The 19,687-nt window shown below is 71.1% G+C and carries 19 protein-coding genes; 11 read left to right on the forward strand and 8 right to left on the reverse strand.

What is annotated here, in order from left to right:
* The first annotated feature begins 489 nt into the window (after positions 1-489).
* The 3 genes from OHT57_RS42190 to OHT57_RS42200 all read left to right on the forward strand — a co-directional run bounded on the left by OHT57_RS42190 (position 490) and on the right by OHT57_RS42200 (position 4,698).
* Positions 490-1,452, forward strand: coding sequence for an SCO0930 family lipoprotein (locus OHT57_RS42190; protein WP_328752232.1), 963 nt, complete (start codon positions 490-492; stop codon positions 1,450-1,452).
* A gap of 283 nt (positions 1,453-1,735) precedes the next feature.
* Complete coding sequence (locus OHT57_RS42195; RefSeq protein WP_328752233.1) at positions 1,736-2,557, forward strand: SAM-dependent methyltransferase; 822 nt, start codon at positions 1,736-1,738, stop codon at positions 2,555-2,557.
* Positions 2,554-4,698, forward strand: coding sequence for a putative bifunctional diguanylate cyclase/phosphodiesterase (locus OHT57_RS42200; RefSeq protein ID WP_328752234.1), 2,145 nt, complete (start codon positions 2,554-2,556; stop codon positions 4,696-4,698). Before OHT57_RS42195 ends, OHT57_RS42200 begins: the two co-directional genes overlap by 4 nt.
* A gap of 13 nt (positions 4,699-4,711) precedes the next feature.
* Here OHT57_RS42200 and OHT57_RS42205 read toward each other — a convergent pair whose 3' ends face one another.
* On the reverse strand, positions 4,712-5,947 hold the full coding sequence (locus tag OHT57_RS42205) for an outer membrane protein assembly factor BamB family protein (protein ID WP_328752235.1): 1,236 nt from the start codon (positions 5,945-5,947) through the stop codon (positions 4,712-4,714).
* A gap of 42 nt (positions 5,948-5,989) precedes the next feature.
* The gene (locus OHT57_RS42210; protein ID WP_328752236.1) at positions 5,990-6,877 is read right to left on the reverse strand and encodes a LysR family transcriptional regulator; all 888 of its coding nucleotides are present in this window, start codon (positions 6,875-6,877) and stop codon (positions 5,990-5,992) included.
* A 120-nt stretch (positions 6,878-6,997) separates the two neighbouring features.
* Here OHT57_RS42210 and OHT57_RS42215 point away from each other — a divergent pair, with 120 nt between their 5' ends.
* From OHT57_RS42215 to OHT57_RS42235, 5 genes are all read left to right on the forward strand, one after another.
* Positions 6,998-7,669, forward strand: a complete 672-nt coding sequence (locus OHT57_RS42215) for a succinate dehydrogenase (protein WP_328752237.1) — start codon at positions 6,998-7,000, stop codon at positions 7,667-7,669.
* Positions 7,670-7,671: 2 nt separating this feature from the next.
* Complete coding sequence (locus tag OHT57_RS42220; protein ID WP_328752238.1) at positions 7,672-9,618, forward strand: fumarate reductase/succinate dehydrogenase flavoprotein subunit; 1,947 nt, start codon at positions 7,672-7,674, stop codon at positions 9,616-9,618.
* Positions 9,615-10,364 carry a succinate dehydrogenase/fumarate reductase iron-sulfur subunit gene (locus tag OHT57_RS42225; RefSeq protein WP_328752239.1) on the forward strand — a complete coding sequence of 250 codons (750 nt, stop codon included), beginning with the start codon at positions 9,615-9,617 and terminating at the stop codon, positions 10,362-10,364. The genes OHT57_RS42220 and OHT57_RS42225 overlap by 4 nt, the downstream gene beginning before the upstream one ends.
* A 348-nt stretch (positions 10,365-10,712) precedes the next feature.
* Positions 10,713-11,486, forward strand: a complete 774-nt coding sequence (locus OHT57_RS42230; protein ID WP_328752240.1) for a GNAT family N-acetyltransferase — start codon at positions 10,713-10,715, stop codon at positions 11,484-11,486.
* Positions 11,483-12,286, forward strand: a complete 804-nt coding sequence (locus OHT57_RS42235; protein WP_328752241.1) for a lysophospholipid acyltransferase family protein — start codon at positions 11,483-11,485, stop codon at positions 12,284-12,286. Before OHT57_RS42230 ends, OHT57_RS42235 begins: the two co-directional genes overlap by 4 nt.
* 228 nt (positions 12,287-12,514) lie before the next feature.
* Here the strand turns inward: OHT57_RS42235 and OHT57_RS42240 are convergent, their stop codons facing one another.
* Positions 12,515-13,513, reverse strand: coding sequence for an LLM class flavin-dependent oxidoreductase (locus OHT57_RS42240; RefSeq protein ID WP_328752242.1), 999 nt, complete (start codon positions 13,511-13,513; stop codon positions 12,515-12,517).
* A gap of 95 nt (positions 13,514-13,608) precedes the next feature.
* Between OHT57_RS42240 and OHT57_RS42245 the strand changes: the two genes are divergently transcribed.
* The gene (locus tag OHT57_RS42245; protein WP_328752243.1) at positions 13,609-14,280 is read left to right on the forward strand and encodes a nucleotidyltransferase domain-containing protein; all 672 of its coding nucleotides are present in this window, start codon (positions 13,609-13,611) and stop codon (positions 14,278-14,280) included.
* Here the strand turns inward: OHT57_RS42245 and OHT57_RS42250 are convergent.
* The 4 genes from OHT57_RS42250 to OHT57_RS42265 form a co-directional block, all read right to left on the reverse strand.
* Complete coding sequence (locus tag OHT57_RS42250; RefSeq protein WP_328752244.1) at positions 14,262-15,443, reverse strand: GTP-binding protein; 1,182 nt, start codon at positions 15,441-15,443, stop codon at positions 14,262-14,264. The two genes, OHT57_RS42245 and OHT57_RS42250, sit on opposite strands and share 19 nt — an antisense overlap.
* Positions 15,444-15,455: 12 nt before the next feature.
* Positions 15,456-15,626: a 50S ribosomal protein L32 gene (gene rpmF, locus OHT57_RS42255; protein WP_328752245.1), complete on the reverse strand. Its 171-nt coding sequence runs from the start codon at positions 15,624-15,626 to the stop codon at positions 15,456-15,458.
* A 72-nt stretch (positions 15,627-15,698) separates the two neighbouring features.
* Positions 15,699-16,109 carry a (2Fe-2S) ferredoxin domain-containing protein gene (locus OHT57_RS42260; RefSeq protein WP_328752246.1) on the reverse strand — a complete coding sequence of 137 codons (411 nt, stop codon included), beginning with the start codon at positions 16,107-16,109 and terminating at the stop codon, positions 15,699-15,701.
* Positions 16,110-16,162: 53 nt separating this feature from the next.
* A complete protein-coding gene (locus OHT57_RS42265; protein WP_328752247.1) occupies positions 16,163-17,368 on the reverse strand; it encodes a right-handed parallel beta-helix repeat-containing protein in 1,206 nt (401 codons plus the stop codon).
* 134 nt (positions 17,369-17,502) lie between these two features.
* Here OHT57_RS42265 and OHT57_RS42270 point away from each other — a divergent pair, with 134 nt between their 5' ends.
* Positions 17,503-17,994: a phosphatase domain-containing protein gene (locus OHT57_RS42270; RefSeq protein ID WP_328752248.1), complete on the forward strand. Its 492-nt coding sequence runs from the start codon at positions 17,503-17,505 to the stop codon at positions 17,992-17,994.
* A 55-nt stretch (positions 17,995-18,049) separates the two neighbouring features.
* Here the strand turns inward: OHT57_RS42270 and OHT57_RS42275 are convergent, their stop codons facing one another.
* Positions 18,050-18,265, reverse strand: coding sequence for a dodecin (locus OHT57_RS42275; RefSeq protein WP_328752249.1), 216 nt, complete (start codon positions 18,263-18,265; stop codon positions 18,050-18,052).
* A 223-nt stretch (positions 18,266-18,488) separates the two neighbouring features.
* On the opposite strand from OHT57_RS42275, the gene OHT57_RS42280 reads away from it, so the two are divergent.
* Positions 18,489-19,673, forward strand: coding sequence for a MalY/PatB family protein (locus OHT57_RS42280; protein ID WP_443053647.1), 1,185 nt, complete (start codon positions 18,489-18,491; stop codon positions 19,671-19,673).
* The last annotated feature ends 14 nt before the right edge of the window (positions 19,674-19,687 follow it).

The raw sequence follows: 19,687 nt of genomic DNA on the forward strand, positions 1-19,687 counted from the left end.
TGGGTGTGGGCTTCGGCTTCGGGCACGGCGGCACAGTGGGCCAGGTGAGGCTCCCGGCGGCCGCGACGGCCTCGGTGCCTTCGGGACCGACCGAGGCGTAGGCGCAGGCGTCCGCCTCGGCGACCCCGGCCGTCGGACCGACGAGCGCCCACGTCAACGCCAACAGGGCCAACACTCGTATGGCGGAGGCGGCTTGAGGTGACTCGGGTCGATGCACGACGGCGATCATGAGGCCTGTCACGCCGTCTCACGCGCGGGCGCGAAGAGATTGCTCCGAAGGAGGGATAAACCGTCGCGCGATGTTTGAATCCCGGGCATTCGTTCCTCGAAGAGGCGTACATGTGTGCGGCCTGAGGCGGGTGTGGTCACAGTCTCCGAAAAGAAATATGCGGGGCGGTTGAACACAACCCCTGCTCCGGTGCGTATCCATGGTCGTGCGGCGGCGCAGACGGGCGCTGCAACACCCTTAAGAAATATGGGGAGTTGACGATGAAGACCTCCTGGCGGAACGCCTCACTCGTGGCGAGTGCTGCGGTCGTGCTGGCGCTGACGACGGCGTGTGGCCAGGAAGGCGGCACCTCGTCGGTGGGCAGCCAGAATGTCGGCGCCACTGCGGCGGCGGGCGGCTACGGCGGCGTGGGTTCCGGTCTCGGGACCGAGACCAGCCCCAGTGCGAGTTCGACCTCGATCGGCCAGGGAAACCTGGGAGCCCAGTCGGCCTCGGCCGGCAAGCTCGAGGTTTCCGCGAACGCCGAGCTCGGGAAGGTGCTGACCGACAGCAACGGCCTCAGCCTCTACCGGTTCGACGAGGACACCGCGGAGCCGCCGAAGTCCAACTGCGACGGCACCTGCGCCACCACCTGGCCTCCGGTGCCCGCGGACGACGCCTCGGCGGGAGCCGGTATCGACAAGGCGCTGCTCGGTGAGGTGACCCGCACCGACGGCACCAAGCAGCTGACCATCGGTGGCTGGCCGGCCTACCGCTATGCGAAGGACACCAAGGCCGGCGACCTGACCGGCCAGGGCGTGGGTGGCAAGTGGTACGCGCTGGCGCCCACCGGCAAGAAGGCGACGCTCGCCAGCCTGCCCGGACTGTCCACGCGCAACGACCCCAACTTGGGCGAGATCGTCGTCGACAAGAACGGCATGACGGTCTACCGCTTCGCCAAGGACAAGGCCTGGCCCGAGCCGGTCTCCAACTGCACGGGCGCCTGCCTGGAGAAGTGGCCGGTCGTGGGCCCCGTGTCGGCGAACGACACCAAGGACGTACAGAAGAAGGGCCTGATGAGCTTCACCCGCTCCGACGGCGTCAAGCAGCAGACGGTCAACTGCTCGCCGATCTACACCTTCGCGGGTGACAAGGCGGCCGGGGACACCAACGGGCAGGGCGTCGGCGGCACCTGGTACGCCGTCCGCCCCAACGGAGACATGGTCGGCATCTCCGACAAGTGACACCGGCCTCACCGATCCACCGGTCCGACCTCTCCGCGCCGCACGGAGGGGTCGGACCGGTTTGTCGTCATTCCCCCCAACTCCCCGCGAGTCGGCGCCCACTTCGGAACTCTCCGCAGTGCGGCGCCTACTGTTCGTAGAGATTGCGCAGCGGCGTCACAGCGGCACGTGCCGCAGGCAGTGACCGGGAACGGACGGTCAATTTCCGTTTCCGCTCGCTCCATTGGCGGGCGATCAGTAGCCTCAGCTCGAACACCGGATCGCCTACGCCTTGGAGAGATAGATGGAGCGTCCCGCCTGGGCTCCCCGGAACATCGACATCTCGGTGCCGAGTGTCTCTCGTATCTACGACTTCTACCTGGGCGGTTCGCACAACTTCGAGGTCGACCGGGAAGCCGCCCGCAGGGCCATGGAGTTCGCGCCGGGACTGCCGAAGACCATGCAGGCCAACCGGGCGTTCCTGCGGCGGGCGGTGCGGTTCGCAGCCGACCAGGGCCTCACCCAGTTCCTCGACATCGGCTCGGGCATCCCCACCTTCGGCAGCGTCCACGAGGTCGCCCAGGGTGTGAGCCCCGGCGCCCGTGTCGTCTACGTCGACCACGACCCGGTGGCCGTCGCGCACAGCCAGGCGGTCCTCGCAGGCAACGCGGACGCGGGAGTCGTGGCCGCCGATCTCCGCAAGCCCGGGGAGATCCTCGCGAGCCCCGAGGTGCAGCGCCTCATCGACCTGAACCGGCCGGTGGCGCTGCTTCTCGTTGCCATACTGCACTTCGTGGAAGACGCGGACGACCCGTACGGAGCGGTGGCCGAGTTGCGCGACGCGCTCGCGCCGGGCAGCCTCCTGGTGCTCACCCATGCCTCGTACGAGGGAATGCCCCTTCCGCCCGAGCGGGCCGAGGGCGCGGTGGACGTGTACAAGGACATCCGCAACCCGCTGATCATGCGCTCGCGCGACGAGATCGCGCGGTTCTTCGAGGGGTACGACATGGTGGAACCGGGACTGGTGTCGCCGCCGAGGTGGCGGCCCGAGTCGGCGACCTGGGACCCCGACGACGAGGATCCGTGGGCCTTCACCGGGTTCGCCGGCGTGGGACGCACGGCGTGAGCGCGGAGCCGGACAGCTCGGAGGACAGACTGCGCCGGTTCGTGACGATCTGGAGCCGGGCCGTGTTCCCGGTGACGTCGACGTCCGCGACCCGCCCGGAGTTCGAGGAGCAACTGCTTCCGCTGGCCCGCCGGTTGAGCGAGGCACTGCGGGCCAGGATCCCCGACACGGACGAGGGCCGGGCGGTCGGCACCGCCCTCGTCGCCGCGCACTGCACGGACCCGGACGCGCTGACCCGCTCCCTGGACTGCGTCGACGCCTATCTGGTGCTCTACTGCGGCGGCGACGGCGACCCCGAGGACCTGCGCAGCCGGTCAGCGCGGCTCCAGCACGCCATGGCCGCCGGGTTCGCGCAGGCACTGCGGGAGCGGACGCTGGCCGAGCAGGAGGCCATCGCGCAGGCCGCGTTGGAGGCGCAGGGCGTCGTGGCGCAGGCGCTGCACGCGACCGAGGCGCGCTTCCGGGCGGTCTTCGAGGGCGCGGCCATAGGGATCGGCATCGCCGACCTGGACGGCAACGTCCTCCAGGTCAACGGAGCGCTGCTGCGCATGTTCGGCCTCACCGACCGGGCGATGCGCGGGCGCCGGGTCCAGGAGTGGACCCACCCCGACGACGCACCCCAGACCTGGACGCTCTACGACGAGCTCGTGCGCGGCGACCGCGAGCACTTTCACCTCGAAAAGGCCTTCTACCGTCCGGACGGTACGGTCCTGTGGACCAACCTGACGGTCTCCCTGCTGCGTGACGCCGACGGGATTCCGCAGTACCAGCTCGCCCTCATGGAGGACACCACCGAGCGCCGGCTGCTCAACCTCCGGCTGCGCTACGAGGCCACCCACGACGCCCTCACCGGACTGCCCAACCGGACGCTGTTCTTCGAGCGACTGGAGAAGGCGGTCAGCGCCGGCGAGGGCCAGCGGTTCGGCCTGTGCTACCTCGACCTCGACGGCTTCAAGACCATCAACGACAGCCTGGGCCACGCCGCCGGCGACCGGCTCCTCGTCGAGGTCGCCGACCGGCTCCAGTCCTGCGCGACCGCGCCCGGCGAGATGGTCGCCCGGCTCGGCGGCGACGAGTTCGTGGCGCTGACCACGGGCCCGGACACCGAGGCCGAGGTCGACGAACTCGCGGCGCGCATCATGAACGTGCTGATCGCCCCGGTCCGCATCGAGGGCCGGGACCTGACCGTGCGCGGCAGCATCGGCATCGTCGAGGGCCCGGCGGGGGAGCGCGGCCCCGCGGAGGTGCTGCGCAGCGCCGACATCACGATGTACCGGGCCAAGTCGGCGGGCGGCAACCGCTTCGAGCTGGCCGACCCGGAGGCCGACGCCAGCGCCATCACCCGGCACGGGCTGACCACTGCGCTGCCCGCGGCCCTGGAGCGCGGCGAGTTCTTCATCGAGTACCAGCCGCTGGTGCACCTCGGTGACGGCAGCGTGCGGGGCGCCGAGGCGCTGGTGCGCTGGCTGCACCCGCAGCACGGGGTCCTCGGCCCGGACCGGTTCATCCCGCTCGCCGAGCACACCGGACTGATCGTGCCGCTGGGCCGCTGGGTCCTGGAGCAGTCGGTGCGGCAGGTCCGCGAGTGGCGAGAACGCTACGGTGCGGACGAGGTGAACGGCCCTCTCCGTATCAACGTCAACCTCTCGCCGTGCCAGCTCACCCACCCCGGCCTGGTCCAGGAAACCGTGGACATCCTGGAGCGCACCGGAGTCGAACCGGAGGCGCTCTGCCTGGAGGTGACCGAGTCGGCCCTCATCGGCGCCGACGACGACCTCCTCAAGCCGTTGCGCCAACTCGCCGAGATGGGCGTGGACATCGCCCTCGACGACTTCGGCACCGGCTACTCGAACCTGGCGAACCTTCGCCGCCTCCCGGTCGGCGTCCTCAAGCTGGACCGCTCCTTCACCCAGAGCATGCAGCAGTTCCCCGCCGATCCCGTCGACCTCAAGATCGTCGAGGGGATCGTCTCGCTCGCCCACAGCCTCGACCTCGCGGTGACGGTCGAGGGCGTCGAAACCGGCGCCCAGGCCGAGCAGTTGCGGATACTGGGCTGCGACACGGCCCAGGGCTGGTACTACGCCCGCCCGGGCCCGCCGGACCGGCTGCACGAACTGGCACTGACGGACGCGACGGGCTGAGGCCCGCCTCGGACTAAGGCAGCGGGATCGAGCGCAGGGAACCGTGGGTGCGGGCCATGACGAGGACGTGGCCCGTGTCCCCGCCCGGCACGACGACCACCGGGTATTCGCCGCCCCTCGTCTGCGCGTAGGCCGGTGACATGCGCGGCGCGGCGCTTCCGGTCCCTCGCGGACCGGCGTGCAGGTCGATCGTGATCAGGCGCCCCCGCGTGGCGCGGTCGTTGACGGGAGTGAAGGTCACCAACCGGCCGGCGGTCACGGTGGCGTCCGCCTCGGTGGCGTACGTGCTCCACAGTCTGCGGTCGTGCTCGAGGTCGTACGCGAACCAGTCGCCCGCACTCGTGTCCTCGGCGCCGGCCTCGTACAGCACCAGGACCCCGTCGTCGGAGATCACCCCGTGCACGGGCTTGTTGATCGTGTTGCGCGGGGTCGGCAGTGGCCTCAGTGTCGCCGGATCCAGGCGGTGCATGGGCGGGAAGGTGTCCTCGGCGGAGAACGGGCTGCCGGTGCAGACCAGGTAGTGGCCGCCGGTGACGAGGTGCGGGCACGCGACGCCCGTGGGGGTGGTCGCCACCGTGTCGCCGGTGCGGGCGTCGCGGGCGGTGACCCGGGTGCCGTCGGTCGTGTAGACGCGGCCCCGGAAGGCGGCAAGGGGTTCGCCCGTGCTCCAGCCGACGGTCCGGTGCCACAGGGCTGTGCCGTCGGACGCGCGAACGGCGTCGAGGGCGGCGCCGGTGCCGGTGAGGGGATCCGGTGCGTGGAGAGCGTAGACGACCCCGTCCGCGGCGCCGAGGGCGAAGTGGCCGCGGCCGGTGGGCAGTCGACGGGTCCACGCCTGCGCACCCGTGCGCAGGTTCGCCGCACGGAGCCTGCCCGCGACCCCGGTCACGGCCCGTTCGTCGGCCGCGTCGACGACGAGTCCGGCGCTGTCGCCGCGGTCGCCTGCGGGCACGGTCCAGGTGACACGGCCGTCGGCCCGCGAACGCCCCACGAATCCGCCGGAGTCGGTCGCGCACACCACCTGGTGCGCCGTCGCGCCGCAACTGCCGTGGGCCTCCTGGCTGGAGAGAGACGCCGTCCACGCCCGCCACGGGCCCGAGACAGACGTCGAGGTCGTCTCCACCGTCGGCCCCGAGGCGCCGGACGGCGACGAGACCGCCGGGCTCTTCGGTCCGCCGGACGCTGTGTTCCCCGCGCATCCCACCAGCACCAGCAAGGCCGCGCCCACCGCGACGATCCGCCGCTTCATCCCCGCCCACCCCCGTCCGCGAAAACCTCATGCTACGACCGCTCAACGCTCCAGCAACATCCGTTGCAACTCCCGTGCCGCCCGCGGCGGAGCCACATCGCTGCGGTGCGCCAGCGCGATCGTCCGGTGCAGACCGGGCCGGGCGAGCGGGGTGACCCGCAGTCCCCGTCCCGTGCGGGTGGCGACCATGCGCGGTACGACGGCCACCCCCAGGCCCGCCCGCACGAAGCCCAGCACCGCGTCCATCTCCCCGCCCTCCACCGCGAAGTCCGGCTCGAAGCCCTCGGCGCGGCATGCGGCCACGGTCAGTTCGCGGAGGTCGTAGCCGTGCCGGAACATCACCAGGGGCTCGCTCTCCAGGTCGGCGATGCGCACGGTGCGCCGGCCGGGACCGCCGGGGGCGGGCGACTCCGGCGACGAGACGACGACCAGGTCCTCGCGCAGCAGCTCCACCGTCGTCAGCGCCGGGGACGGCGTGGGCAGCGGGAGGACCACCAGAGCCAGGTCGAGGGCGCCGCGCGCGAGTTCCCGTACGAGATCGTGGGAGCCGCCCTCCTCGATCATCAGCCGGATACCGGGATAGCGGTCGTGGAAGCCCCGCAGCACGTCCGGCAGCAGGCCGGTGCACAGGCTCGGGGTCGCGCCCAGCCGGATCCGGCCGCTGCGCAGCTGCACCAGCTCCTGCACCTCGTGCCGGGCGGTGTCCGCGTCGGCCAGGATGCGACGGGCCAGCGGCAGCAGGGCCTCGCCCGCGTCGGTGAGGGTGATGTTGCCGCGCGCCCGCAGGAACAGATCGGCCCCGAGCTCCCGCTCCAGTGCCTTGATCTGCTGGGAGAGGGACGGCTGCGCGACGTGGACCAGGTCGGCGGCGCGGGTGAAGTGACGGGCCTCGGCGACCGCCACGAAGTACTGGAGCTGCTGGAACTGCATCCCCTGACGATAGCTGTTCCCTATGGAAACGAGCCGGACCATGTCTTGGACCGATCGGGTCCCTCGGCTCTAGCGTCTTGACCCATGGCTCTGGCAACGCGGACGGACCGACGGCCGTCCATGGCACGCACCGTGTGGGACAGCACCGTCGGAAAGAAGACCGTGATGGCTGTCAGCGGCCTGATCATGCTGCTGTACCTGGTCGTCCACATGATCGGCAATCTGAAGATCTTCTTCGGCGCGGGCGAGTTCAACCACTACGCGCACTGGCTGCGCACCGTCGGCGAACCGTTCATGCACTACGAGTGGACGCTCTGGATCATCCGGATCCTGCTGGTGGCCGCCGTCGTCGCCCACGCCACCTCGGCGTACCAGCTCAATCGCCGCGACATCAGGGCGCGGCCCGGGAAGTACGTGCACAAGAAGCCGCGGGCGAGCTACGCGACCCGCACCATGCGCTGGGGCGGCATCATCCTCGCCCTGTTCATCGTGTGGCACATCCTCGACCTGACGACCGGCACCGTGCACTCCGGCGGCTTCCAGGAGGGCCACCCCTACCAGAACGTCGTGGACACCTTCTCCACCTGGTACGGCAACGTCGTCTACATCGTCGCGATGCTCGCTCTCGGCCTGCACGTCCGGCACGGCTTCTGGAGTGCCGCCCAGACCCTCGGCGTCGGCAGCCGCACCCGCGACCGCGCCCTGAGGGCGATCGCCGACGCCCTCGCACTGCTGCTCACGGCCGGCTTCATCGCCGTACCCGTGGGCGTGATGACCGGAGTGGTGAGCTGAACATGACCTACGTCGACTACACGACCGGCTCGGCGCTGACAGACGACAAGGCACCCGCCGGGCCCGTCAACGAGCGCTGGGACAAGCGCCGTTTCGAGGCGAAGCTGGTCAACCCCGCCAACCGCCGCAAGCACACCGTGATCGTCGTCGGGACGGGTCTGGCGGGCGGCTCCGCCGGGGCCACGCTCGCCGAACAGGGCTACCACGTCGTCCAGTTCTGCTACCAGGACTCCCCGCGCCGGGCCCACTCCATCGCCGCGCAGGGCGGCATCAACGCGGCCAAGAACTACCGCAACGACGGCGACTCGATCCACCGGCTGTTCTACGACACCGTCAAGGGCGGCGACTTCAGGGCGCGGGAGTCCAACGTGCACCGCCTGGCGCAGATCTCGGTGGAGATCATCGACCAGTGCGTGGCACAGGGCGTGCCCTTCGCCCGGGAGTACGGCGGTCTGCTCGACACCCGTTCCTTCGGCGGAGTGCAGGTATCCCGGACCTTCTACGCCCGCGGCCAGACGGGTCAGCAGCTCCTGCTCGGCGCCTACCAGGCACTCAGCAGGCAGATTGCCGCCGGGAACATCGAGATGCACCCGCGCACCGAGATGCTCGACCTGATCGTCGTCGACGGACGGGCCCGCGGGATCGTGGCGCGCGATCTGGTCACCGGGAGCATCGACACCTACTTCGCGGACGCGGTGGTGCTGGCCTCCGGCGGCTACGGCAACGTCTTCTACCTCTCGACCAACGCCATGAACTCCAACGCGACGGCCGTGTGGCGGGCCCATCGCCGCGGCGCCCACTTCGCCAACCCCTGCTTCACACAGATCCATCCGACGTGCATCCCGCGCACCGGCGAGCACCAGTCCAAGCTCACCCTGATGAGCGAGTCGCTGCGCAACGACGGCCGGATCTGGGTGCCGAAGGCCAGGGGCGACGACCGTCCGCCGAACAGGATCCCCGAGGACGAGCGCGACTACTACCTGGAACGCATCTACCCGTCCTTCGGCAACCTGGTCCCACGCGACATCGCCTCCCGCGCAGCCAAGAACGTCTGCGACGAGGGCAGGGGCGTCGGCCCCGGCGGACAGGGCGTCTACCTCGACTTCGCCGACGCCATCGAGCGGATGGGCCGGGGGGCCGTGGAGGCGAAGTACGGCAACCTCTTCGACATGTACCAGCGGATCACCGACGAGGATCCGTACGAGGTGCCGATGCGGATCTATCCCGCCGTGCACTACACGATGGGCGGACTGTGGGTCGACTACGACCTCCAGACCACCGTCCCCGGCCTGTTCGCGATCGGCGAGGCCAACTTCTCCGACCACGGGGCGAACCGCCTGGGCGCCTCCGCACTGATGCAGGGCCTCGCCGACGGCTACTTCGTGCTGCCTGCGACCATCAACGACTACCTCGCCCGCAACCCGCACCAGGACACGGTGAACGGCGAACACCCCGCCGTGCAGGAGGTGTTGGCGGAGACCGAGGACCGGCTCAACCTGCTCCTCGCCGTCGACGGCGACCGCACCCCCGACTCCTTCCACCGTGAACTCGGTGAACTCATGTGGGAGTTCTGCGGGATGGCACGCACCGACTCCGGTCTGCGCAAGGCACTTGAACGCATCCCGCAGATCCGCGAGGAGTTCTGGCGCCGCATCAAGGTCCCGGGCACCGGCGAGGAGTTCAACCAGTCGCTGGAGAAGGCGAATCGCGTCGTCGACTACCTGGAGCTCGCCGAGCTGATGTGCCTCGACGCGCTGCACCGCGCCGAGTCCTGCGGGGGCCACTTCCGCGAGGAGTCCCAGACACCCGATGGTGAAGCCGCCCGCAGGGACGAGGAGTTCACCTACGCGGCCGCCTGGGAGTTCACCGGCACCGGCCAAGCTCCCGTCCTGCACAGGGAAGACCTGGTCTTCGAGTATGTCCACCCCACTCAGCGGAGCTACGCATGAAGCTCACCCTGCGCGTCTGGCGACAGCGCCACGCCGACGCCGACGGCGCGATGTCCACGTACGAGGTGGACGGCATCTCGTCCGACATGTCCTTCCTGGAGATGCTGGACACCCTCAACGAGGAGCTCATCCTGCGCGGTGAGGACCCCGTCGCCTTCGACCACGACTGCCGTGAGGGCATCTGCGGCGCGTGTTCGCTGGTGATCAACGGGGACGCGCACGGGCCCGAACGCACCACCACCTGCCAGTTGCACATGCGGTCCTTCTCGGACGGCGACACGATCGACATCGAGCCGTGGCGGGCCTCCGCGTTCCCGGTGATCAAGGACCTGGTCGTCGACCGGTCGGCCTTCGACCGGATCATCCAGGCCGGTGGCTACGTCACCGCGCCCACCGGGGCGGCTCCGGAGGCGCATGCCACGCCGGTGCCGAAACCGGACGCCGACTTCGCCTTCGAGCATGCCGAGTGCATCGGATGCGGGGCATGTGTGGCCGCGTGCCCCAACGGGGCGGCGATGCTCTTCACCTCGGCCAAGGTCAACCACCTGAACGTGCTGCCGCAGGGCGCGCCCGAACGGGAGACGCGGGTGCTGGACATGGTGGCGCAGATGGACGACGAGGGCTTCGGAGGGTGCACCCTGGCGGGCGAGTGCGCGACCGCCTGCCCCAAGGGGATTCCGCTGGTGTCCATCACGAGCATGAACAGGGAATGGCTGCGGGCCACGCGCAAGGTGGGGAAGCGGTAGCCGCCGCGTCGCGGCAGGTCGCGTGATCCCCGCGCCCTTGCGCGGGCGTTGACTGCGGGGCGCTGCAATGAACGTTCGCCGACCAGTGCGGACGGGTGGGGCCGGACATGGTGCTCAGGTCCGGCCCCACCAAGGTCACTCGGCGGTCCGGCACAAGGGCCGGCTCCCTGCGGCCACCGGCCCGACACCGGCCGGTCGGCGGAGTCGGAGGCCCCGGACACCTTGTCCGAGCCGTTCAGCAGCCGCACATCCGCGCTCTCGGAACCGGTCACGTACACGCCAACCTGCATCGGCACAACAGGGAGGGCGGCACCGCTCGCCGCCTCCGTATGAGACCTGGAGAGTGCCATGACCGGCGTTTCCACCCTCGACCGTCCCCCGCAGAGCCTTGCCCCCACCCGCTACACCGTCACCCTGGCCCGCGACGAGGACGACGTACGTGCCGCGCAGCGGCTGCGGCACGACGTGTTCGCCGGCGAGATGGGTGCCCTCCTGACCACCTCGGCACCCGGCCTCGACGTCGACGGCTTCGACGCCCACTGCGATCACCTGCTCGTCCGCGACAACATGACCGGCCAGGTCGTCGGCACGTACCGGCTGCTGCCCCCGGAGCGCGCCGCGGTGGCCGGACGCCTGTACTCGGAGAGCGAGTTCGACCTCGCGCCCCTCGCCGCCCTCCGCCCGGGCCTCGTCGAGGTCGGCCGCTCCTGCGTCCACCCCGACCACCGCGACGGGGCCGTCATCGGCCTCATCTGGGCCGGGATCGCCCGCTACATGGTGGACCGCGGCCACGACTGGCTGGCTGGCTGCTGCTCGATCCCGCTCGCCGACGGCGGGACGCTCGCAGCGGGCACCTGGGACCGCGTCCGCACCAAGTACCTGGCTCCCGAGGAGTTCCGGGTACGACCCCTGCTGCCCTGGGAGCCCGGGACCGGGATGCCCGCCGCCCACACCGAACTGCCCCCGCTGCTGCGCGGCTACCTCCGTCTCGGCGCCTGGGTGTGCGGCCCGCCCGCCCACGACCCGGACTTCGGGGTCGCCGACATGTTCGTGCTGCTGTCGATGCGCCGGGTCAACGCCCGCTATCTGCGGCACTTCCTCTCGCTCGCCCCGGCCGGATGAGCGTCTGGCTGCCCAGCGCGCCCTGCACCCCGGGCGCGTGCGTGGGACCGGCGGGATCCGCCACGGCCGTACCCCGTGCCGTGCTGCGGCTGGTGGCGGTCACGGCGGTGCTGCTCGCCGGGATCGCGCTCTTGCCGGCCGGCCGGTGGGTCCCGGCCGGCGCGGTCCGGTGGTGGTGCCGGACCGTGGTGCGTGCCTCGGGGGTCCGGGTCCGCATGACCGGCGCCACCGCGCCCGCGGGCGGTGTGCTCCTGGTCGCCAACCACATCTCCTGGTTGGACATCCCGCTGCTCGCCGCTGTACGCCCCGCCCGGATGGTCGCCAAGTCCGAGATCCGGCACTGGCCCGTGGCGGGCCGGCTCACGGCCTGTAGTGGCGCGCTGTTCATCGAGCGGGACCGGCTGCGTGCCCTCCCGGACACGGTCGCCCGCATCGCCGAAGCGCTGCGTGAAGGGGCCGCGGTCGCTGTCTTTCCCGAGGGGAGCACCTGGTGCGGCCGCGCCCAGGGGGAGTTCCGACGCGCGGTGTTCCAGGCGGCCCTGGACGCCGGGGTGCCCGTCCAGCCGGTGAGCCTGCGCTACCGCCTCGTCGAGGGCGGGGCGAGCACGGCACCGGCCTTCATCGGCGACGACTCTCTGCTCGCCTCGGTATGGCGGGTCGTGTCGGCGCGCGGCCTGGTGGCCGAGGTGGAGGTCCCGGAACCCGTCCCCGCAGGCAGCCACCCCGACCGCCGCTCACTGGCCCGGGCGGCACAGTCGGGCGCGTGCCACGACCGGACTGGGCAGCACACGGCCGCCTGACACCCCGAACGGCCACGACACCGCAGGAGACGAGCCGCCCTGCGGCCGTCGTGAGACCGGCCGGCGCCGGCCCGGAGTTGCCCGTACGGCCCTGAGCGTGACGAGCGAGGATGTCCCGCAGGTGTTCTTGCCCGGCCGGGCGACGCGGCGCCGGATCGGGCGTCGGCGACTGCTCGGTCGTACGGTGGACGCGGCCGGGCCCGTGACACTCCGGCGGCCGTGTCGACCTCAACCGGAGGTGATCGTCGCCAGCCGCCGATAGGAGTCGACGAGGGCGCCACGGTCGTACGTGCTGGTGGTGACCAGGATCTCCTGGGCGCCCGTCTCCTTCAGGAGTGTCTCCAGTGCGTGCGCGACCTGGTCCTCGGTGCCCGCGATGTGTCCGGTGAGGCCGGACTCGTAGAAGCCGTGCTCCTTCTCCGTCATCGCGAGTCCCTCGACGCGCTCGGCGGAGGGGAGGGGCGGGAAGGTGCCGTGGGTGCGGGAGTACGCCATCGACCAGGCCTCCGGGACCAGCAGACGGCGGGCCTCCTCGGGGGTGGCGGCCACCGCGATCGTGCCGGAGACGACGACGTACGGTTCGGGTGCCCACGGGGAGGGGCGGAAGTGGGTGCGGTAGTGGTCGATGCCGCGCTGCATCCGCTCACGGTTCCTGAGGTCGCCGATGACCATCGGCAGGCCCGCTCGGGCCGCGATCCCGGCGCCTTCACCCATGGCCAGTACGAAGGGCGGCACGGTCAGGCCCTCGGCCGGACGGGCGTGCACCCCCGTCGGGGAGGTCCCGCGGAACCAGCCGAGCAGCTCCTCCAGCTGTACGGCGAAGTCGTCGGCGTCGTCCTTGCCGCGTCCCAGGGCCCTGCGTACGCCGTCGGTGAAGCCGACCGAGCGCCCCAGGCCCATGTCGATCCGGCCGGGGAAGAGGGACTCCAGCACCCCGAACTGCTCGGCCACGACCAGGGGTTGGTGATTCGGCAGCATCACGCCGCCGGTGCCGACCCGGATCGTCTCCGTCGCCGAGGCCACCGCGGCCGCCAGCACCGTCGGCGCGGAGCCCGCGACTCCCGGCACGCCATGGTGCTCCGAGACCCAGAAACGGTGGTAGCCGAGTCCCTCCAGCTCCCGCGCCAGCCGGACGGTGTCCTGCAGCGCCTCCGCGTTCGTGCCGCCCTCGCGGGTGCGGGAGCGGTCCAGGACGGAGAATCGGGTGGCTGCGATCACGGAACTCACACAGGGTCCAACGCGTGACGGGGCGCGGCATTCCCGCCCGGCCGGTACCGAAAACCAGATGACCGGCATCCGGGCAGGTCAGCACAATGGGCCGGGTGACCGTTCAGAACATCCTGCTCTCCGGCGTCGTCGGTTCGACCGCGTACGGGCTCGCCCGCGAGGGATCCGACGTGGACCGGCTCGGCATGTTCGCCGCGCCCACCGAAACCCTGCTCGGGCTGCGCACGCCGAAGGAGTCCCATGTCACCACGGCGCCGGACCGCACCCTGCACGAGGCGGCGAAGTGGTGCCGGCTCGCTCTCGGCGGCAACCCGACCGTCATGGAGCTGGTGTGGCTGCCGGACGAGCTGTACGAGGTGCGCACCCCGCTCGGCGACGAACTCATCGGCATCCGCGGGTCGTTCCTGAGCGCCGAGCGGGTCCGGGACGCCTATCTCGGCTACGCCACCCAGCAGTTCAGGCGGCTGGAGGGCCGTGCCGGCGACCGGCGCACCGCCAAGCACGCCCGGCACCTGAAGCGGCTCTGCCACCAGGGCCTGGAGCTGTACGCCACCGGGCGGCTGACGGTGCGGGTCGAGGACCCCGAGGAGTACCACCGCTTCGGTGACAGCGTCGCCGCCGATCCCTCGACCGCCCGGTCGCTGCTCGCCCGCTACGAGAACGCCTTCGCCGAAACCCGCAGCGCACTGCCCGGCCGGCCCGACGAAGCACCGGCCGAGGCATGGCTGCGCCGCGTCCGCGCGCGGTTCTACGACATGGCCGCGTGAGCGTGGACCTCGGCGGGCTCGTGCTCGCAGGTGTCGTCGACGCCGTAGGTCTCCCAGGCGGGGAAGGGGTCCGGGAGGGGACGGCCTTCGCCCGGGGACACCAGACAGGCGGCGAGGGCCGTGTGCAGCGGCTCCGACTCCAACTGCGTTCCGATGAAGACCAGTTCCTGCGCGTACGCCGCCTCGGTGTCCCGGGCCGCGGACGGCTCGAACCGGGCCACCGAACCGGCCTGTGACCACAGGCCCGTCACGTGCGGGCGGCTGGCCAGAGTGAAGAACCCCTTCGAGCGCAGGATCCGCCCGTACGCCCCGCTGTCCAGGTCCTCGGTGACGAAGTCCCACAACCGGCCCGGATGGAAGGGGAGTTCGGAGCGGAAGACGGTGGAGGAGACGCCGTACTCCTCGGTCTCGGGCACGTGCTCGCCGTTGAGCTCCTGGACCCAGCCGGGTGCCTGCTGGGCGCGATCGAGGTCGAACAGGCCGGTGCCCAGCACCTGGTGAAGGTCCACGCGGGAGTGCTCCGCCTCGACGATCCGGGCGACCGGGTTGAGCCGGACGAGAGCCGCCCGCAGCCGGGCCGCCGTGTCCACGTCGACCAGGTCGAGCTTGTTGAGCACGAGGACGTCCGCGAACTCGATCTGGTCGACGAGCAGATCGCTGACCGTGCGTTCGTCGTCCTCGAAGGGGGCGAGACCGCGCTCGGCGAGTTCGTCGCCCCGCTCCAGCTCGGGCAGGAAGTTCGCCGCGTCCACGACCGTGACCATGGTGTCGAGGCGGGCCACGTCCCCGAGGGTGGCGCCGTCGTCGCGGGCGAAGGCGAAGGTCGCCGCCACGGGCATCGGCTCGGAGATGCCCGACGACTCGATGAGCAGATGGTCGAAGCGGCCCTCGCGGGCCAGTCGGTCCACCTCCTCCAGCAGGTCGTCGCGCAGGGTGCAGCAGATGCAGCCGTTGGTCATCTCGACCAGGCGTTCCTCGGTGCGCGACAGGGCGGCCCCGCCGCCGCGCACCAGCGCCGCGTCGATGTTGACCTCGCTCATGTCGTTGACGATGACGGCGACCCGAAGGCCCTCGCGGTTGGCGAGGACATGGTTGAGGAGCGTCGTCTTGCCCGCTCCGAGGAAGCCGGAGAGGACGGTGACGGGGAGTCGGTCGTACGGCATCCGGTCCGGCCCTCAGCCCTCGGGGCGCAGCAGGCCGCGCTCGTACGCCTTGACCAGGTGCTGCGGGACGAGATGTGCGACGCCGTCGATCGTGACCGGCACCAACTGCGTGGTGGTGGCCTTCCATTGGGAGCGGCGGTGGCGGGTGTTGCTGCGGGACATCTTCCGCTTGGGGACAGCCATGGCGGGAACCTCTTCGGTCGCCTCGGTGGGTGAGCATCGAGGACGCTACATGAAAATGGATCCCATTAACAATCAGCGGCGGCGACGGGACTTCACTCGGGCCTCCCGGGGCGGCTCGATGAACTGCAGCACCAGTGTGAGCGGCGGCTCGGCGACGCCGGGGCCGCCCGCCGCCGCCCACCGCACGACGTCCTCGGTGCCCTCGTCGTCCATGACGAACCCGATCCACGCGGCCCGGCCACCCGCACGGCGCCCGGCGGCCGAGGGGCGCACGACGATGACGTTCGCCTGGTCGCAGGGGCCCAGGCAGTCGGTCGTACGGACCTGGAAGCCGTGCTCGGCCGCGCCGGCCCGCAGGAGTTCCAACTGCCAGCTGTGGTCGGTGCCGGGGTGCTTGCGGGCGTCGCCGCAGCAGCAGCCCCGGCAGACGACGAGGGTGCAGGAGCCGGAGCCGGCCAGGAACGTACGGGGCGTCGAGGACATGGGAGAAGCATGCGGCCTGCACCGATCGTGACGTGTGGGCGGGGTGCCGCCCGCTAGAACCGGGCTCCGACGGCCGCCCCGCTGCGCGGCACCAGGAAACCGGCCGCGGACGGCAGTGATCCGTCGGCCGCTCGCGGTCCCGTGACGGCCGCCGGATCCGTGCTCAGCACCGAGGCCGCGTTCCACGTGCCGCCCAAGTCCCAGGAGTTGCCGCTGGACACGGTCGCCGAACCCAAGGCGGCCGCCTTCGTGTCGGCGACGGACAGGTTCGCGGTCAGCTTGGCCGTGCCGCCGGATACGTCGGCGTCGAAGCCGGTGCCGCCGTTGGCCCAGGTCGTGTTCCGACTCACGGCGAGGGCACCGGTGTTGCCGTTGTCGGTGATGCCGTGGGCGGCGTTCTTGAAGGCGATCGAGTTGCGCACGACGTGCGCCACCGCCGGTGCCGGGCTGCCCCCGCCGAGCTTGAAGCCGTTGCCGTCGCCCGCGAAGTCGGGGAAGTTCCAGCGGTTGAAGCCATTGCCGTACGAGATCGTGTTCTCGATCAGGACCGGCGAGGTGAACTTCCAGTCGTCGAAGCCGTCGTCGACGTTGTTCCACAGCCTCGCGCCCCGCACCACGTTGCCGGTGCCGCTGCCCTCCTTGACGGCGAGCCCGTCCGCGCTCTCGCCGTTCTTGCGCGGGTCGCGGTTGGCGTAACTGTCCAGGTTCAGGATCTGGTTGTTGCTGGAGGCACCCTGCAGCTGGAAGCCCGACTCGTAGTTGTCGTGGGTCTTCAGACGGGCGAAGACATTGCCGTTGCAGCCGTCGCAATAGACACCGTAGGGGCCGTTCACGATCTCCAGGTCCGAGATCCGCCAGTACGAGGCCTCCTGGTGGATCGCCCCCCGCTCGGCCCGCGGGATGCTCCCGCCGACCGGGGTGTGGCTCGCGGCCAGTTGCTCACCGTCGACCACGACCCGCTCGCCCTGGTAGGCGCCGAGGGACATGGGCAGGGACGCGGTGCCGGAGGTGGTGATGGTGACGTTGTCGGTGAGGGCGTACGTCCCGCCGCGTACGGCGATGCTGTCGCCGGGCCGCGCCAGATCCACCGCCCGCTGGATCGTCCGCAGCGGCCGGGCGAGCGTGCCCGGGGCCGTGTCGGCTCCGTTCGTCGCCACCACCAGGGTCGTCGGCGCCGCGGACGCCTCGCTCGCCGGTAAGGCCGTGGCCAGTGCCCCGCCCACCAGTGCCACCGTCCAGATCGCCGTCTTCACACGCATGGAGTCTCCCGCCTCGGCCCGACCGCCAGTTCCGGTTCTGTCGCGGGGGAGTGGCCGCCCGGGGCGGGAAGGTTGCCGGGTCGGCAGGACAGGCGGGCGGGGCGGGGTCGGGCGCCGCGGCTAGGGTGGGCGGTGTGACCGACAGTGACAAGCGTCCGCTCGCCGTGTTCGACCTGGACAACACCCTGGCCGACACGGCCCACCGGCAGCGGTTCCTGGAACGCAAGCCGCGCGACTGGGACGCCTTCTTCGCGGCCGCGCCCCATGACCCACCGCTCCCGCAGGGCATCGCGCTGGTGCTGGAGAGCGCCGAGGAGTGCGAGGTCGTCTACCTCACAGGCCGCCCCGAGCGCTGCCGACGCGACACGCTCGCCTGGCTCGCCGCGCAGGGGCTCCCGGAGGGGCGCGTGTACATGCGGCGCAACGACGACCGGCGGCCCGCCCGGCGCACCAAGCTGGAGATCCTGAAGCGGCTCGCGGGCAGTCGGAAGATCCGGGTCCTGGTGGACGACGACGAGCTGGTCTGCGACGACGCCCAGCGCGCCGGCTTCAAGGTCGTACGGGCATGCTGGACCGCCCCCTCCGCCGAGCTCGAAGTGGCGCAGGAGCGGGAGGGGCGGACCTGAGCCGGACGTGAGCCGGAGCTGAGTCCGAGGTGCTGCGGAGGGGCGGTGCGGACCGTCAGTCGGACTCGTCGAGGCGGAAGCCGACCTTCAGTCCCACCTGCCAGTGGGCGACCTGCCCGTCCTCGATCTGGCCCCGCACCTGGATCACCTCGAACCAGTCGAGGTTCCGCAGGGTCTGCGAGGCACGGCGGATCCCGTTGTTGATCGCCTGGTCCACGCCGTCGGGCGAGGTGCCCACGATCTCGGTGACCCGGTACGTGTGGTTCGACATGCGGGTGCTCCTCTCCGCCGTGACAGCAGTGTCAGGCGTCACTCCACCGTGCCCCAGGCCACGGCGGAACGCGAGCCGTCCGCATGCACTCTTTACACACACCGGGCAACCCGTCGAGGCCGGAAGCAGCCCTCACCGGCGTCGCGACCGATGCCCCGTCCGAAGCCCCACAGGCTCCAAGGGGGCCGCGGACGCCATCACCTACCGTTGGCCCATGGACGGTATGCCTCGCCACATCCCTGCTCCCATCACTCCCATCCCCGCGAATCCACTGCGCCGTCTCTCCCTGGAAGAGCTCCGACGGCGTACGAGCATGAAGTGGCGGACATACCCGGCGGACGTGCTGCCGCTGTGGGTGGCCGAGATGGACGTCCCCCTGGCCGAACCCGTCGCCCAGGCGATCCGGGACGCGGTGACGCTGGGAGACACGGGCTACCCGGTCGGCACGGCGTACGCGGAGGCGCTGGCCGACTTCGCAGGCAAGCGGTGGGGCTGGGACGGGCTCGCGGTGGAGCGCACGGCGATCGTCCCCGACGTGATGCTGGGCATCGTCGAGATGCTCAAGCTGGTCTCCGGACCGAGTGATCCTGTGGTCGTCAACTCCCCTGTGTACCCGCCGTTCTACCAGTTCGTCAGGAGCATGGGCCGACAGGCCGTGGAGGCTCCGCTCGGCGCGGACGGCCGGATCGACCTCGGTGTCCTGGAGGAAACCTTCGGGCGGCTCTCGAAGGGCGCGGGCCAGCCCGCGTATCTGCTGTGCAGCCCGCACAACCCGACCGGCACCGTCCACACCGCCGACGAGCTGACGGCCGTGGCCGCGCTGGCGCGGACCTACGGCGTGCGGGTCGTGGCCGACGAGATCCACGCCCCCGTCGTGGCGGTCGGCGAGAGTTTCGTCCCCTACCTCAGTGTGTCCGGCGCGGGGAACGGGCTCTCGCTGATGTCGGCCTCCAAGGCGTGGAACCTGGCCGGCCTCAAGGCCGCCGTGGCTGTCGCCGGTCCCGACGCGGCCGACGACCTCGCGCGTCTGCCCGAAGAGGTCGGTCACGGTCCCAGCCACCTCGGCGTCATCGCGCACACGGCCGCGCTGCGGGACGGCGGCGCCTGGCTCGACGCCCTGCTCACCGGCCTCGACGACAACCGACAGCTGCTGGCCGAGCTCCTCGCCGAATCCCTGCCCGCCGTGCGCTACGCACCGGCCGGCGCCACCTACCTCGCATGGCTGGACTGCCGCCCGCTCGACCTGCCCGGCGATCCGGCGGCCGTCTTCCTGGAACGCGGCCGGGTCGCCCTGAACTCCGGCGAACCCTTCGGCACGGGTGGCACGGGTTTCGCCCGTCTGAACCTGGCGACCTCACCCGAGCTGATCACCGAGGCGGTACGACGTATGGCGGCGGCCCTCGACTGACAGTGACGATGTGA

The sequence above is a fragment of the Streptomyces sp. NBC_00285 genome (genome assembly GCF_036174265.1).
In the GTDB taxonomy this organism is placed as follows: domain Bacteria; phylum Actinomycetota; class Actinomycetes; order Streptomycetales; family Streptomycetaceae; genus Streptomyces.